The organism is Photorhabdus kayaii (genome assembly GCF_025384895.1).
Taxonomy (GTDB): domain Bacteria; phylum Pseudomonadota; class Gammaproteobacteria; order Enterobacterales; family Enterobacteriaceae; genus Photorhabdus; species Photorhabdus kayaii.
In genome coordinates, this window is the sequence record NZ_JAJAFZ010000002.1 from 1 (window position 1) to 15,258 (window position 15,258).

Genomic DNA, 15,258 nt, shown 5'->3' on the forward strand with positions numbered 1-15,258 from the left:
GCTTTTGACATGAAAGTTCTCCATCGTTTTTCGATTGGTAAATAACATCACTCCCATTAAACTTCGGTAATTAATGGCAGTAATCCCAGATTCACCAACTGTATTTCAACATCATTGGATTTATCAATATCCTCTTGATTTCTTCCATCAAAGATGCCTTTTTTGGTAATAATCAGGGTGCCGATCTGTTCATTATTTTGATACACAGGGAGCATATCTTCCGCCATAGGCAGGTAAGACTTATCAATAATGCGGGGTTGGTAAAGCATCCAACCAACACTTAAGCGATCAGGGAAAACTTGTTTATTCCGTAATGTATATTCGTTGGTTTCGACCTGAATATAAGGGAAGTCACGGCTGGTCACTAGATATTTGACAAGCTCAATTAACTGGGAAATACCAAGCTGACTACTGTCAATTTTCAAATTGAGTTCTAACCTAACCCAGTTAGGACCTTTTGTTGACAATTTATTATAACTAACACTACTAGATAACTCATCCTTTTCACCATCCCATATACCTTCAATAAGTGAAGGAAAGTCTTTTTTATAAGATTTTTCAAAATAACTTACTGCTTCGTCTGTAGGCCCTTGTTCATCAAACACAATATGTTTTAATGCCTCTTTTCGGGAATATCCTTTTAAAAACCATGTTTTTTTCTTCCCGAAAAATATATCGATTTGCTGTGTGATATGAAACAAATCCATCAATGCCGTATTAGCAGTAATAGTTTTTTGCTGTTCATAACGTACATTTATTTCTATACGAACTATTGTCATGTTGACCTCAGATTAAAATAAACTGTCGTAGGGGGTATAATGAACTCTGATATTTTTATACTCGCTAAACTGTACCTTAAAATAAGCATAACTGATTGGTTGTAAAAAATGCCATTCTACATAAGGTGTGCCTTCTAGAACATCACAGACTTTTTGATGCCTTTCAGCCTGTTTTTTGCCTGATTCATCACCTTTCCACCAACTTTTGGGTTTCCCCTCACTATTAAAAAACTGGTCATACCGCGCTTTGGCCTCTAGAAATAAACAATACGCTGGCCGCCAGCCATCAAACGTCACTTTCAGGCACTGAAATTCCTGAATCATTTGTGTGGTCGGGTCATATTTAGTTTTCGCAATAAATCGCTGATAGTTAATCGTGATGGCGCTCCAGCGACTCACCTTGCGATATTTTTCACTCGTCACCGGAATAGCAAGACAAGCCTGACACTCTTTTTTAGTTTCCGTTTTTTCACACTCTTCCGTCTTAGACTGAGCCTTAACTTGAACCGCACTGGTATCAACGGATTCTTCCCCTAAATCATCGTCCTCCCAAAAATCCGCATAGACCTCAGCATTCCAGACAATATTTCGATCTTCATCCGTGATGTCAGGGCTGATTACAAAGTCAGTTTTCTTATGTTGAATACTGTCATCATCTATAACGGATTTATCTTTACCCGCTTCAATGATACCGACTGCAATTAATACCCCGGCACAGGCGCTTGCGACATATTCAGCCGCACCCACTGCGACCGGAGCTAATAAGGGTATTGGCATATTAACGTCTCCTGGTTATCTTATTTTTTGCCATAATAAGCACACCATTGTAAGTCTATTCATCAATAACGGTAATAACCTTACCGCCATGATCTGTCGGATCACCTAACAGAATAACTGCTTTTAACATGAAAGTTCTCCATCGTTTTTCAATTGAGAAATAATATCCCTATTAAACTTCGGTAATTAATGGCAATAATCCCAGATTCACCAACTGAATTTCAACATCATTGGATTTATCAATATCATCCTGATTCCTTCCATCAAAAATGCCTTTTTTGGTAATAATCAGCGTGCCGACCTGTTCATTTTTTTGATACACAGGGAGCACATCCTCCGCCATTGGCAGATAGGCTTTATCAATAATACGGGGCTGGTAAAGCATCCAACCGACACTTAATCTGTCAGGAAAAACATGATTGTTCTGCAATGTATATTCGTTTGTCTCCATCTGAATATAAGGTGAATCACAGATCACAGCCAAATATTTAATCAAGTCAATTAACCGATAAAAATCAAGATGATGACTCTCAATTCTCAGATTCAGCGCTAACCAGACCCAATTGGGGCGATCCGTTTTTATTTTCGAATAGTCAATGCTGCTAATTAATTCATCCTTTTCACCATCCCATATTCCTTCCACAAGTAGGGGAAAATCTTTTTTATAAGATTTTTCAAAATAAGCCATTGCTGTTTTTGTTGGTCCATGCTCATCAAAAACTATATGTTTCAGCGCCTCCCTCCTGGAATAACCAGTTAAAAACCAGATTTTCTTCCGATTAAAAACAGTATTGAGCTGCTGAGTAACATTAAATAAATCCATTAACACCGTATTAGCGGTAATGGTTTCACGTTTTTCATAACGAACATTGATATCTATACGAACTATAGTCATCTTTAACCTCTTATTTGAACCGTACTGCTCAATTCAGGACATGGAGTATAGTGAGCACTAATATTACCCATAGCTTCAAGCAGCGGTTTAAAATAGTTATAGCTAATCGGCTGCAAAAAATGCCATTCTACGTGTGGAATGCGGTTTAACAGATTACATACCCCTTGTTGTCTGCCCGCTTGTTTACTTGCAGAACGATACCCCTTCCACCACCCTTTAGGTCTACCCTCACTATTAAAAAACTGGTCATACCGCGCTTTGGCCTCTAGAAATAAGCAATACGCTGGCCGCCAGCCATCAAAGGTCACTTTCAGGCACTGAAATTCCTGAATCATTTGTGTGGTCGGGTCATATTTAGTTTTAGCAATAAATCGCTGATAGTTAATCGTGATAGCGCTCCAGCGGCTAACCTTACGATACTTTTCACCTGTCACCGGAATAGCCAGGCAAGCCTGACACTCTTTTTTAGTTTCCGTTTTTTCACATTCTTCTGCCTTAGACTGAGCCTTAACTTGAACCGCACTGGTATCAATTGATTCTTCCCCTAAATCATCGTCCTCCCAAAAATCCGCATAAGCTTCGGCACTCCAGACAATATTTCGATCTTCATCTGTAATGTCAGGGCTGATTACAAAATCCGTTTTCTTATGTTGAATACTGCCATCGTCTATAACGGATTTATCTTTATCGGCTTCCATGATACCGACTGCAATTAATACTCCGGCACAGGCGCTGGCGACATATTCAGCCGCACCCACTGTGACCGGAACTAATAAGGGTATTGGCATATTAACGTCTCCTGTTTATCTTATTTTTTGCAATAATAGGAACACCATTGTGAGTATATTCATCAATAGCGGTAATCACCTTACCGCCATGATCTGTTGTATCACCCAGCAGAATAACCGCCTTTGACATTAAAGTTCTCCATCGTTTTTCGATTGGTAAATAGCATCATTCCTCATCAAATTTCGGTAATTAATGGCAGTAATCCCAGATTCACCAACTGAATTTCAACATCATTGGATTTATCAATATCATCCTGATTCCTTCCATCAAAGATGCCTCTTTTGGTAATAATCAGGGTGCCTATCTGTTCATTATTTTGATACACAGGAAGCACATCCTCCGCCATAGGCAGATAAGATTTGTCAATAATGCAGGGCTGGTAAAGCATCCAGCCAACACTGAGGCGATCAGGGAAAACTTGTTTGCCTTTTACGGTATAACCATTATTTTCGACTTGAATATAAGGAAAATCACGACTAGCCGCTAAATATTTGACAAAATCAATTAATCGAGAAACATCAAACTGATGACTGTCAATCCTTAGGTTCATTTCCAGCCAGACCCAATTAGGGCGATCAATTAACATTTTTCTATAACTCATGCCACTGGATAATTCATCCTTTTCACCATCCCATATTCCATTAATAAGAGCAGGAAAATTTTTCTTATAATCTTTTTCGAAACTTTTTATGGCAACCTCCGTTGCTCCCTGTTCATCAAACACAAGATGTTTTAGGGCCTCCTTTCGGGAGTAGCCAGTTAAGTACCAAGCTTTTCCTTGGTTAAAAAAGACATCAATTTGCCGTGTAATATGAAACAAATCCATCAAAGCTGTATGGGCGGTAATGGTTTCTCTCTGCTCATAATATACATTAATTTTTATACGAACTATTGCCATGTTTACCTCGTGTTAAACTAAACTGTCGCAAGGGGTATAGTGAACACTGATATTTTTATATTTACTAAACAGTACTTTAAAATATCCATAACTGATGGGCTGTAAAAAATGCCATTCCACATGAGGAGTACTATCCAGTACATCACAGACGGCCTGATGTCTGACAGCCTGATTTTGTGCTGATTTAACACCTTTCCACCAACCCTTAGGCTCATCCTCACTAATAAAAAACTGGTCATACCGCGCTTTGGCTTCCAGAAATAAGCAATACGCTGGTCGCCAGCCATCAAACGTCACTTTCAGGCATTGAAATTCCTGAATCATTTGTGTGAGCGGGTTATATTTAGTTTTCGCAATAAATCGCTGATAGTTAATCGTGATAGCGCTCCAACGGCTAACCTTACGATATTTTTCACTTGTCATCGGAATAGCAAGGCAAGCCTTGCACGCTTTTTTAGTTTCCGTTTTTTCACACTCTTCCGTTTCAGACCGGGCTTTAGTTTGAACTGCACTGGCATCAACAGATTCATCTCCTAAATCATCGTCCTCCCAAAAATCCGCATGGGCTTCGGCGCTCCAGACGATATTTCGATCTTCATCTGTGATTTCAGGGCTTACCACAAAATCCGTTTTCTTATGGTGAAGGTCGTCATCCTCTATAATGGATTTATCTTTACTGGCTTCCATCAACCCAACCGCAATTAATACTCCGGCACAAGCGCTGGCGACATATTCAGCCGCACCCACTGCGACCGGAGCTAATAAGGGTATTGGCATATTAACGTCTCCTGTTTATCTTATTTTTTGCAATATAAAGAATATCTTTAAACTGCTGTTCGGATTTTTGATCAGAGGATTCCAGGGCTGTCTTGATTGGCAAAGCGTGCTGAAAATCAGGATTAAACGCGACCAGAGATAAATAGGATTGAATCAAGTATTTATCCTGAAAGTTTAATGTCAGCAAATAATCATAGGCAGCCATTAGCCGTTCGTTCAGCGAAGATGGGGAAGGAATTAAATCCGCATGTTTGGCAAGAAGTTCGGCCTGTATATGATCAATCACCGTCTGTTTTTCCAGTTTGGTAATAATATCAAACTGCTCCTGAGTCAATTCAATCATAGTGGAACTCCTGACACCGAATAATAAGTGGCATTGTATTGATAAACCCATTTATTAATACAATGTGTGAATGCAGACAATTGCTCATGGCTAAAAATGTCACTGATGCGATGCAAAATACGAGGATCATAAAAACGTAGAAGCGCCATCTGTTTTGTCGGCAGTTGAATATTTAAATATGACACAAGATGGCGGGTCAGCTTATCTAATGACAGAGAGGTTAATAACCATGATACTGCCGGATACGTTTCTTCAAGTATTGACAATTTCTCTTGCCATTGATGCGCATATTCCATATCAAACAGCCACGGGCCTGCAAACGCAATTTTTGAATCTGGATAGTGCCGAAATAGTGGGTTGTTGACACTCGCGATATAATTAATTTCCTCACCAAAACAGCGCTCATACTGTAAACCATTCACCAACGCATAAAGCCGAATGCCGGGATGTTCTTTCTGATAATTAACCAGTTTTTCGTTTAATTCAGGTGTCATAATTACCCCCGGATAACGGTTATTGCTTCTTCAAGCTCAGCTTTCATCAAACAACTGAGACAAATTTCTTTAAGTGGTGCTTTAGCAACAGGAGTTGGTATTTCAGCACTGACCTGTTTCAGTTTATCCAGCTTATCTGGCAGTTTTCCTCCCCAACCCGAGCCTGTGCCCGGTGTTCCACTGGCAAAACTGATCCCGGCACTACTGCTGATACCACTGGCATCAATTTTAATAAAATGCCCCGCAGCCTGTAAGGTGAGCTCACTGCCGGCATCAATGACTACCTTCGCCCCGGAACTGAGATGAATTTCATTTCCACTTTGTACCAACAACGCATCGTCAGCTTTGATATGAAGTTTTTGCCCGGTTGAAACGGAAATGTCATGCTGCGCCAGAACACGATATTCATTATCAACACGTAAGTGGGCGTCGTGTTTAATATGATGAGTCTGATTATGCGCAATATTGACCATTTCATCGTTTAAAATCTCCGTTTTCATGTTCTTCTGAGCATGAATATAGATTTCCTCACCGCCTTTATCATCATCAAAACGAAGTTCATTAAACCCTTCCCCTTTATGGGTTTTTGATCGGATTACCATCTGCGTTTTTGCCATCGGTAAACGGTTCGGTGGGAGATTAATGGCATTATAGGTACGACCAATAATAATCGGCTGGTCAGGATCGCCATGCATGAAATCAACCAGTACTTCCTGACCAACACGCGGGATGGTCATCATTCCCCAACAGTGTCCAGCCCAAGCTTGGCTAACTCTTATCCAGCAAGAACTTTGATCATTAAGCTTGCCATACCGATCCCAGGCAAATTGCACCCGTACCCGTCCATATTCATCACAAAATATTTCTTCTCCCTCTGGCCCCACCACGGTGGCAATTTGCAGGCCATCAATACGTGGCTTCGGGTAAGGCAAGGGACGCCATACCCGATTGGGACTACCAAAGGTAAAACCATTCGTCAAAGTCGTCCCTCTGCTACCAAAATGGGACTCATCTGCTTGAGGTTGATGACCGCGGTGAGTAATTTGGATTATTTGCCACGGCGCATTAAATTTTTCTTTCGGATGATCGGTAAGCGTAAACCACATGCCCGGTAAAAGAGCAAAACTGTCACTTTGCCCACTGCCGAGCAAAGCATCATTACGCAATGCCTCCAACCGGTACTGACTTATTCGCTGCCCATTTTCATCTTTATAACGTCCGGGAAAGTCATAGTAATAGTAGCTATTTAAATCCGAACGCTGATTGCCGATGTACCTGTGATTTTCATGGAATTGAAAATCGGAAAGCCACCGGGGATGTTTAAATGTGTAATCTCTCACCGAAATTTCAGCAATGCCCACTCGTTCTCCCCAACGAAACTGGCTGATGCAACACTGGTTGCCTGTGGCATCAGGTTCTGGGTTGTAGGGCAGTGAAAGAGAGCCATTCTGGGCATAAGAGTCGACAAAAATCATTGTCGGCTCGCCCTTATCCTGATTGAAGTTATAGTAATAAAAGATCCCTTCATCAGCTAACAGACGCTGTAAAAAAGCCAGATCACTCTCATCGTACTGAACACAAAACTCCCGTGCTGGATGTTCATAACGCAATAGACAAGAGAATTGCCGAACGCCATTTTCTTTCAATAGCCTATCAATAATATCGGTGACGGATTTATTCTGAAAAATTCGGGAGTTAACCCGCAATCCGGCACGCCACAAGGCAGGGTGGAGAGTCAGGTAATAACAACTACGATAACGGCCCGTTGTTTCCTGCACAAAATGAGTCACAATCCCGGTGATATAACGCTCAGGCTGCCCGTCACGATAAACGGTCAATGTGGCGTATTGATCCAGAATATCCGCAAAATCAATATCCGGATTGGCACAGGTTAGTGTGGCTTGCAAACTGAATAGCGTTGACAAGGCTTCATTCAGTGTAAATTCAACCACAGCAAAAGTTTTCACAGGGAGATTACCGGCCGTGAGAGTAAAAACCAGCCCGGTTCGTTCCACATTAAAATCATTAGCCATAAGCAACTATTACCTATAATTGAGTTATCAGCCTGAAATATACCCTAAACGAAATGATCATAAAAGAAGCAATTATGATGTTTTTTAATCAATCAAGCAATAAAGTCATAAGAAAATATGATGAAATACAACATTGGCACCACAGTGGAGTTTGGCAACTTTCAAACGGACTTCGCTTTTGGCTATGCCATAGTTGGCCGTCACGGTACTTAAAAGCGCTTTCAAAAAGCAGAAAACAGAAAACAGAAAACAGAAGGAATGTATTTCTATTTCTGTGGTCCAGTTCCCTTTATGCAATATGTCGCTAAACAGTTATTGGATATGGTTGGATATGGAAATTGATAAACAATTTATTCACTATGAATGTTTTGGTCTACATAAAATGATTTAAATTTTCAACTTAACACTAAACAATAAAACACTCTTGCGTTTTTCAAGCCAAAACGGCGATCCTGTTTCAGGTGAAAAGTGCCAATACATGATTTGAGACAAATGAAGGTTAACACTATGAAAATCAGTCATATGTACCTCCTCATTATGAAGCCAAATTGACAGGTACGAATATTCAGCTTAAAAAAGATAATAAATTTAAATGACTTATAAAATAATTGAGGCTCTTGCTTTATCCGGTAAAAAAGAAAAGACACAACAATACAATTTTAATCGGTTTTTTAAAGATAGCCTCAAATTCTCATAATAAATTCAAATCGAGAATAGTCATTAAGATTCAGTGATTGATAATTGATTTAAAACACATTCGATAATTAAGAAAATATTATCACTCATTAATATGATGCGCGATTTGCAAAAGATAAATTTCTTTATCAAAATGGCATATGACCACCTTGAGAATAATTAATTTATACCCGTCATCTTTCAAATTGCCTCTTTGTTGGCTGCACTCTCTCACCCCGGTCACATAGTTATCTATGCTCCCGGGGATTCACTCCCTTGCCGTCGCGATCCATCTTGAAATCCATTGGGTATATAACTGTATTTTCAAATGATTATTTAATTAACCACATTCCTGATTATGGCTGATTAAAATATTTATCTAATTTTTATATTATTAGGGTGGCCTTTTTATCTACCTGTCACCACCCCAAAAAATTTAAATTAAGTTAAATCGCCTCTTCGTCCTGCTCACCAGTACGGATACGCACAACACGCGCCACATCGAATACAAATATTTTACCATCACCGATTTTCCCGGTCTGTGCCGTCTGCATAATGGTTTCAACACAGGTATCGACAATATCATCTGGCACGACAATTTCTATTTTCACTTTTGGCAGAAAATCCACCATATATTCCGCACCGCGATATAGCTCTGTATGACCTTTTTGGCGCCCAAAACCTTTCACCTCTGTTACCGTCATTCCGGTGATACCCACTTCCGCCAGAGCTTCACGCACATCATCTAGTTTGAAAGGTTTGATAATCGCATCAATCTTTTTCATGAAGTTTTCCTGTTGTTACCAGTTTTTACGGCCGAAACCAGAGGTAATCGGGTAGCGTCTGTCTTTACCAAAATTACGTGGCGTAATACGCGGCCCCACCGGAGCCTGACGACGTTTATATTCGTTGATATCAACCAAACGAACAACTTTACGTACAATTTGTTCATCAAATCCTGCCGCCACCAGCTCATCAACCGACTTATCCTGTTCCACATAACCTTCCAGAATATCATCCAGAATGTCATAAGGCGGTAAACTGTCCTGATCAAGCTGTCCAGGCGCCAATTCTGCCGATGGCGGACGATCAATGACTCTTTGAGGTATCGCCGGCGAAACGGTATTACGATATTTTGCTAATTCAAATACCAATGTTTTCGGTACATCTTTCAGCGCATTAAAACCACCCGCCATATCACCATATAATGTTGAATATCCCACCGCTGATTCACTCTTATTACTGGTCGTCAGCACAAGACGATGGCGTTTATTAGACATCGCCATCAGAATAACGGCACGGCAACGCGCCTGTAAATTCTCTTCGGTGGTATCTTTGGCCGTTCCGGCAAACAGAGGTTCAAATTGTGCCATAAATGCATCAAATACCGGTTCGATCGACACCACATTAAACTCAACACCCAACATATCAGCCTGTTCTTTAGCATCTTCTATACTCATTTCAGATGTATAGCGGAATGGCATCATAACGGCCTGAACATGATCTTTACCCAATGCATCAACCGCAATTGCCAACGTTAAGCCAGAGTCAATCCCCCCAGATAAGCCTAACAACACGCCTTGAAAGCCATTTTTGCGAACGTAATCATGTACTGAAAGGACTAATGCTTGATATACCTGCTGCAATGGCGGTAATTCGGGTGCCGGATTAACCATAGGTTCAATCCCTAATTCATTAAAGCGGCATTGTTGGATTTGTTCATTAAATGCGGCTAACCGATGAGTCATTTCACCACTTGCATTAAAAACTTTAGAGCAGCCATCGAAAATCAGCTCATCCTGACCACCAACCTGATTAAGATAAATCATGGGTAAATCTGTACGTTGGCAATGTTCTTTAATCAGCTCATAACGGATATAAGGTTTTTCACGATTATATGGAGAAGCGTTGATAGAAAGAACTAAGTCTGCACCAGCCTGTTTCAAGGCATCAATCGGCTCATCAAACCATAAATCTTCACAAATCAATAAGCCGAGATTGTAGCCCTTAAATGGCACAACACAGCTTTGATCGCCCGCTTTAAAATAGCGTTTCTCATCGAAAACACCATAATTTGGTAACCGTTGCTTGAAATAACGGGCCAAGATCTCCCCTTGCCAGAATAAGGAAAGTGCGTTGTAAATCTCCCCGTCCTGCTCCCAAGGATGACCAACTAAAATAGCAGTTTGGCAACTGGACGCCTGTAAACGTGCTAATTGCTCACGGCAACGCTGATGAAAATCAGCCCGGAATAAGAGATCTTCTGGAGAATAACCGGATATCGCCAGTTCAGAAAACATCACTAAATCAGCACCTTGGTGCTGTTGTTCCTGTACTGTCTGCAACATACGTTCACAGTTGCCTTCAATGTCACCAATCATCCAATTAAGCTGTGCAAGGGCAATATTAAGAGTACGGCTCATACAATTTGGCTCTCCCAAGCCACCAATTTTTATGCCAGTGTAAAAACTTCCTGAGCAGCAGAAAAGTTATTCTTTAAAATCATTCGCATCCAATTCATGGCGCGCCAGTAATTTGTAGAATTCAGTCCGGTTACGCCCCGCCATACGCGCCGCATGAGTCACATTACCTTTGGTCATTTGCAATAATTTACGCAGATAATTCAGTTCAAACTGATTTCTGGCTTCTACAAAAGTAGGTAACGCTGTATTTTCCCCTTCCAGGGCCTGCATAACCAAGGCTTCACTAATAACCGGCGCAGTAGTCAGCGCAACACACTGTTCGATCACATTAACAAGCTGACGCACATTGCCAGGCCAACTTGCCGCCATCAGGCATTTCATCGCATCAACTGAAAAACTACGGACAAAAGGTTTATGACGCTTCGCTGATTCACGCAACAGATGATTCGCCAATAAAGGAATATCTTCAACCCGGCCATTCAAAGCTGGAATTTTCAAGTTCACCACATTTAGGCGGTAATAGAGATCTTCGCGAAACTCATTTTTTGCCATAGCTTTCGGTAAATCACGGTGAGTCGCTGAGATAATCCGTACATCAATATCCAGATCACGGTTACTTCCGAGCGGGCGTATTTTACGTTCCTGCAATACGCGCAATAATTTAACCTGCAAAGCCAGTGGCATATCACCGATTTCATCAAGAAACAGCGTTCCCTCCTGTGCAGCAAGGAATAACCCTTCACGGCTGCTGACCGCACCGGTAAATGCGCCTTTAGCATGACCAAACAGTTCTGACTCAAGGAGTTGTTCCGGCAAAGCACCACAGTTAATCGCGATAAATGGCTTTTTCGCCCGGGGACTGGCGCGGTGAATTGCCTGGGCTAGCACTTCCTTCCCCGTACCACTCTGACCGTTTATCAGTACACTGACATCAGATTGAGCAACCATTCGCGCCTGCTCCAACAAGCGCAACATAGCAGGACTGCGGGTAACTATCTGCTCCCGCCACTGTTCATCACTGGCAGGCGTGGATAACGCCAATGCGCCATCAATCGCTTTATAAAGCGCATCCCGATCAACGGGTTTAGTCAGAAAACTAAAGACACCCTGTTGAGTGGCCGCAACTGCCTCTGGAATTGATCCATGAGCCGTCAGAATGATAACCGGCATACCCGGTTGTTGCTTCTGGATTTCAGCGAACAGTGCCATACCATCCATTTCATCCATACGCAGGTCACTGATCACCAAATCGATTTTTTCTTTAGTTAACAATCTTAACGCTTCACCGCCACTTTCTGCGGTTGTGACACGAAAGCCTTCACTGGTAAGACGCATTCCCAACAATTTCAACAAACCAGGATCATCATCAACCAGAAGAAGATGGGCTGGTTTACGCGCTGTCATGGTGCTGCTCCTTTATCTGATTCAGAGGTACTGTTTGGCGTACTATTTTTGTTAGGTAATGCCGTCGTCTCTGGCGTTTCAACATGTTTATCCGAATTGCCTGAGCCAGTACTCCCCTGATTTTGTTTACGGGAAGAGAGCTGACGTTCAATATCTGTCAGATTTTCCAGTTTACGAGAAGTTTGCTGTAGCTCAAATTCCAACCGTGCACGACTTTCACGCAGACGATCAAGTTTATTATCCGTATCTGCCTGTAATTTTTGGAATTTTGCCCGTTCCTCAGCCACTGCAATTTGCTGAACCTGCTGCTCACGCCATAACTGTAATAACGGTCGCAACGGATTTGGGAATTTCAACCTGTATTTGTTGAAGTTTTCAATCATCTTCCGACGCTCAGACAATGTAGGCCCGGCACTGTTAAGTAAGATACTTTGTTTAAAAGCCATATCCCAAGTAACCGGAAGCGTGTATTTCGCCATATTACGTGCTTTCGCTGATGTCAAGCGATCTGAACAATCCATCAGTCGCAGCCAGTAAAGCGCATTCTCAATCGATGGCGGCGTCTCTAAATCCCACATTAACTCACACTCGGCAATACGGTAATCCGTTACCCGTTGCTCTGGTATTACCATTTGAGTCACTGTCGCTAAATTATTATTAACCGGATTTTTAACGCAACCCGCCAATAAAAAAACAACGAAGATCAGCAGAATCATGCTAAAACCCCAAACTGAAACTCGTGGTAATAACAATCTGGCAACCAATACGTTTTTCCCAAGTTGTACTGCAATATTCTGCCGATCCGTCTTTCGTACAAAACGGTAAGTAGACCTGTTATGCATTATTTATTCATTCTCAGCAGCTAATGGCAATTTAATACGAAAACATACGTCAGCAAATTCGCTCTGAATCAATATCAGTTCGCCCTCCATACGCTTAATACAATCCTGCGCAATACTTAGCCCAAGACCACTGCCTTTCACTGCACCTTTACGCTGGAGTGTTCCCTGATAGAACGGTTCAAAAATCATACTGCGTTCTGATTCAGGGATTGGCGTACCTGTATTAGCAACATTAATTTGAACATATTTGCCAATCTGACGACTTGAAACCCAGATGTTACCGGATTCGGCACCATAGTGCACCGCATTAGAGTAGAGATTATCAATAACCCGCATTAATAGTGTAGGCTCTGCCCATAAAATATCAGCATCAAGCTGGATTTCCGTCTGAATATTTTTCGATCTTGCGGGTAAACTGTGTGATAAAACTACCTCATTAACAATTTCCCGCAGAGAAACCTGTTGTTGCTCCGTCGGGCCATCTGCCAATTTACGGTTATAATCCAGTAATTGCTCGATCAATTGCTGTAAATGTTTACTACTATTATCAAGAATAGCAACCACTTCTTGCTGATCAGCCGTTAATGGCCCTGCCACTTCATCAGCCAGTAATTCTGTCCCTTCCCGCATACTTGCCAGCGGTGTTTTCAGTTCATGAGAAATATGACGTAAAAACTCATGGCGCTGTGATTCCAACCAAGCCAAGCGTTCACTGAGCCAGATAATCCGTTGCGCCAAAGAACGGAGTTCTCGCGGCCCCTGAAAAGAATCTATGCGAACGCCCAATGATTGCCCTTCTCCCAATCGGTTAATCATGCGTTCAATCCCTTTAACCGGCCCGATAATCATGCGAGTAAATAACGCGACCAATAACGCACTCAGTAGAAATAAAATAAGACTCTGCCAGCCAAAAAATTGCCCTTTTTCAGCAATATCTTTCTGTAACTGTTCTCCCCGGCTGAAAATAACATCACGGGTAGCCTGTACCATTTGGCTATTAGCATTGGAGAATTGTTCCAGTAATTGAGCGGCAGGTTGGGTAGGTTCACTATTGAGACAAGCGATTTTTGTTAACTGCGACAGCAAATCGTTAAGCGTCTTAATATACTGTTGATCATCAAGTATAACCATCTGATCTTTCAGCATCTTAAGGTATTGCTGATATTGCCTTTGGTAGAGGTTTTCCAGCGTCTTATCCCCTAACACGCAATACTGGCGGTAACTGCGTTCCATCTCCAACGCAATACCTGTCATAGCCTCACTGCGGCGGGCATCCGCTAGCGTGATACGGTTTATATCAGCCGCTTGCTCACTGAGTTGATCAAGACTCTGATAAGCCTGATAAGCCAAAACCAACAACGGCAATAACACCAGCCAGAAAGCCATGACAACTAATTGGCGCAATGAGCGCGGAAATAAACGCCATTTTTTCAAGGAAATCATCTCGTAACCTGTCAGTACACCAATGCTAACCGACAAAGGGCTGATAGAAAAACCCATCGGCTGATAAATTTTGCTGTGACTGAAAATCAGTGTAAGACGCAAACAGTACAAAAGGGCAGGTAAACACCTGAGCGATGACGACGGGATAATAGTTTTTGCTACTATCCCGCCAGTGAGGGGGACTTATGCCTGTTGTTTATCTACAGTCAGACATAGGTGGTGCCTCACTCCACGTGTCGCCCGATGTTTGATAAGGCTCGAAAGCGATATCACTGAGTTGGACGGTAGGCACCTTATTCTGGCATCATTCGATCGATAGTTTATGTGGCATTTCTCCACCTAATGTGGGCCGACATAAGAAGCTGAATGAGCAACTGTGTCAGCTTAATGCATATTCTATGCCAATATTAAAATTTTAATTATAACTAGCTGTTTTTACTTTAGAAAAAATCAAACGTAACGTTTCTGCAACCAAACAGTTTCTTTTCCGGTATGAGTAAAATTTATTTTTTGTCGCCAATTAAAGACATCTAAAATCATGAAAATAAAAATAGATTAAAATCAAATAATTAAATGTCTCCTTTTTGAGACACCCATAACACATGTTTGTCGGGTAATTGAGACAATAGAGCAATTGGGCATCTAATTCATTAATAGTCCATATTTACCCCATATATGGCCTTTAT

16 protein-coding genes and 1 pseudogene are annotated in these 15,258 nt (G+C 41.5%); 1 reads left to right on the plus strand and 16 read right to left on the minus strand.

The window, feature by feature from the left end:
- Positions 1–56 precede the first annotated feature (56 nt).
- The 10 genes from LGZ98_RS01145 to LGZ98_RS01190 all read right to left on the minus strand — a co-directional run bounded on the left by LGZ98_RS01145 (position 57) and on the right by LGZ98_RS01190 (position 7,785).
- Entirely contained in the window at positions 57–779 is a 723-nt protein-coding gene (locus LGZ98_RS01145) for an Imm52 family immunity protein (protein WP_113043742.1), read from the minus strand.
- A gap of 12 nt (positions 780–791) precedes the next feature.
- The gene (locus LGZ98_RS01150; RefSeq protein WP_113043743.1) at positions 792–1,556 is read right to left on the minus strand and encodes a restriction endonuclease fold toxin 5 domain-containing protein; all 765 of its coding nucleotides are present in this window, start codon (positions 1,554–1,556) and stop codon (positions 792–794) included.
- Positions 1,557–1,728: 172 nt separating this feature from the next.
- On the minus strand, positions 1,729–2,451 hold the full coding sequence (locus LGZ98_RS01155; protein ID WP_113043744.1) for an Imm52 family immunity protein: 723 nt from the start codon (positions 2,449–2,451) through the stop codon (positions 1,729–1,731).
- 2 nt (positions 2,452–2,453) lie between these two features.
- The gene (locus LGZ98_RS01160; protein ID WP_262977590.1) at positions 2,454–3,239 is read right to left on the minus strand and encodes a restriction endonuclease fold toxin 5 domain-containing protein; all 786 of its coding nucleotides are present in this window, start codon (positions 3,237–3,239) and stop codon (positions 2,454–2,456) included.
- A 1-nt stretch (position 3,240) separates the two neighbouring features.
- Positions 3,241–3,369 carry a PAAR domain-containing protein gene (locus LGZ98_RS01165; protein ID WP_262405178.1) on the minus strand — a complete coding sequence of 43 codons (129 nt, stop codon included), beginning with the start codon at positions 3,367–3,369 and terminating at the stop codon, positions 3,241–3,243.
- Between the two features lie 46 nt (positions 3,370–3,415).
- The gene (locus LGZ98_RS01170; RefSeq protein WP_113043746.1) at positions 3,416–4,138 is read right to left on the minus strand and encodes an Imm52 family immunity protein; all 723 of its coding nucleotides are present in this window, start codon (positions 4,136–4,138) and stop codon (positions 3,416–3,418) included.
- Between the two features lie 12 nt (positions 4,139–4,150).
- Positions 4,151–4,915: a Tox-REase-5 domain-containing protein gene (locus LGZ98_RS01175; protein WP_113043747.1), complete on the minus strand. Its 765-nt coding sequence runs from the start codon at positions 4,913–4,915 to the stop codon at positions 4,151–4,153.
- 1 nt (position 4,916) lies between these two features.
- Entirely contained in the window at positions 4,917–5,258 is a 342-nt protein-coding gene (locus tag LGZ98_RS01180; RefSeq protein WP_113043748.1) for a hypothetical protein, read from the minus strand.
- Complete coding sequence (locus LGZ98_RS01185; RefSeq protein WP_113043749.1) at positions 5,255–5,752, minus strand: DUF4123 domain-containing protein; 498 nt, start codon at positions 5,750–5,752, stop codon at positions 5,255–5,257. The genes LGZ98_RS01180 and LGZ98_RS01185 overlap by 4 nt, the downstream gene beginning before the upstream one ends.
- Before the next feature lie 2 nt (positions 5,753–5,754).
- Positions 5,755–7,785 (minus strand): type VI secretion system Vgr family protein, encoded by a 2,031-nt coding sequence (locus LGZ98_RS01190; RefSeq protein WP_262977591.1) that lies wholly within the window; start codon positions 7,783–7,785, stop codon positions 5,755–5,757.
- 258 nt (positions 7,786–8,043) lie between these two features.
- Here LGZ98_RS01190 and LGZ98_RS01195 point away from each other — a divergent pair.
- Positions 8,044–8,176: pseudogene (locus LGZ98_RS01195) on the plus strand (NO-inducible flavohemoprotein); the annotation flags it as partial.
- A 387-nt stretch (positions 8,177–8,563) separates the two neighbouring features.
- Here LGZ98_RS01195 and LGZ98_RS01200 read toward each other — a convergent pair.
- From LGZ98_RS01200 to LGZ98_RS01225, 6 genes are all read right to left on the minus strand, one after another.
- On the minus strand, positions 8,564–8,704 hold the full coding sequence (locus tag LGZ98_RS01200; protein ID WP_262977592.1) for a hypothetical protein: 141 nt from the start codon (positions 8,702–8,704) through the stop codon (positions 8,564–8,566).
- A 202-nt stretch (positions 8,705–8,906) separates the two neighbouring features.
- On the minus strand, positions 8,907–9,245 hold the full coding sequence (gene glnB, locus LGZ98_RS01205) for a nitrogen regulatory protein P-II (protein ID WP_011147501.1): 339 nt from the start codon (positions 9,243–9,245) through the stop codon (positions 8,907–8,909).
- 15 nt (positions 9,246–9,260) lie between these two features.
- Positions 9,261–10,883: an NAD+ synthase gene (locus LGZ98_RS01210; protein ID WP_113043751.1), complete on the minus strand. Its 1,623-nt coding sequence runs from the start codon at positions 10,881–10,883 to the stop codon at positions 9,261–9,263.
- Positions 10,884–10,949: 66 nt separating this feature from the next.
- The gene (gene glrR, locus LGZ98_RS01215) at positions 10,950–12,287 is read right to left on the minus strand and encodes a two-component system response regulator GlrR (RefSeq protein WP_112876349.1); all 1,338 of its coding nucleotides are present in this window, start codon (positions 12,285–12,287) and stop codon (positions 10,950–10,952) included.
- Positions 12,284–13,129 carry a two-component system QseEF-associated lipoprotein QseG gene (gene qseG, locus LGZ98_RS01220; RefSeq protein ID WP_262977593.1) on the minus strand — a complete coding sequence of 282 codons (846 nt, stop codon included), beginning with the start codon at positions 13,127–13,129 and terminating at the stop codon, positions 12,284–12,286. Before qseG ends, glrR begins: the two co-directional genes overlap by 4 nt.
- Before the next feature lie 3 nt (positions 13,130–13,132).
- Positions 13,133–14,572, minus strand: a complete 1,440-nt coding sequence (locus LGZ98_RS01225) for a sensor histidine kinase (protein WP_262977620.1) — start codon at positions 14,570–14,572, stop codon at positions 13,133–13,135.
- Positions 14,573–15,258: the final 686 nt, after the last annotated feature.

Bases quoted from the DNA above. Each gene is read 5' to 3' on its own strand.
- glnB (WP_011147501.1), bottom strand. From the start codon at position 9,245: ATGAAAAAGATTGATGCGATTATCAAACCTTTCAAACTAGATGATGTG.
- LGZ98_RS01175 (WP_113043747.1), bottom strand. From the start codon at position 4,915: ATGCCAATACCCTTATTAGCTCCGGTCGCAGTGGGTGCGGCTGAATAT.
- LGZ98_RS01210 (WP_113043751.1), bottom strand. From the start codon at position 10,883: ATGAGCCGTACTCTTAATATTGCCCTTGCACAGCTTAATTGGATGATT.
- LGZ98_RS01160 (WP_262977590.1), bottom strand. From the start codon at position 3,239: ATGCCAATACCCTTATTAGTTCCGGTCACAGTGGGTGCGGCTGAATAT.
- qseG (WP_262977593.1), bottom strand. From the start codon at position 13,129: ATGCATAACAGGTCTACTTACCGTTTTGTACGAAAGACGGATCGGCAG.
- LGZ98_RS01150 (WP_113043743.1), bottom strand. From the start codon at position 1,556: ATGCCAATACCCTTATTAGCTCCGGTCGCAGTGGGTGCGGCTGAATAT.
- LGZ98_RS01185 (WP_113043749.1), bottom strand. From the start codon at position 5,752: ATGACACCTGAATTAAACGAAAAACTGGTTAATTATCAGAAAGAACAT.
- glrR (WP_112876349.1), bottom strand. From the start codon at position 12,287: ATGACAGCGCGTAAACCAGCCCATCTTCTTCTGGTTGATGATGATCCT.
- LGZ98_RS01165 (WP_262405178.1), bottom strand. From the start codon at position 3,369: ATGTCAAAGGCGGTTATTCTGCTGGGTGATACAACAGATCATGGCGGT.
- LGZ98_RS01170 (WP_113043746.1), bottom strand. From the start codon at position 4,138: ATGGCAATAGTTCGTATAAAAATTAATGTATATTATGAGCAGAGAGAA.
- LGZ98_RS01145 (WP_113043742.1), bottom strand. From the start codon at position 779: ATGACAATAGTTCGTATAGAAATAAATGTACGTTATGAACAGCAAAAA.
- LGZ98_RS01180 (WP_113043748.1), bottom strand. From the start codon at position 5,258: ATGATTGAATTGACTCAGGAGCAGTTTGATATTATTACCAAACTGGAA.
- LGZ98_RS01190 (WP_262977591.1), bottom strand. From the start codon at position 7,785: ATGGCTAATGATTTTAATGTGGAACGAACCGGGCTGGTTTTTACTCTC.
- LGZ98_RS01225 (WP_262977620.1), bottom strand. From the start codon at position 14,572: ATGATTTCCTTGAAAAAATGGCGTTTATTTCCGCGCTCATTGCGCCAA.
- LGZ98_RS01155 (WP_113043744.1), bottom strand. From the start codon at position 2,451: ATGACTATAGTTCGTATAGATATCAATGTTCGTTATGAAAAACGTGAA.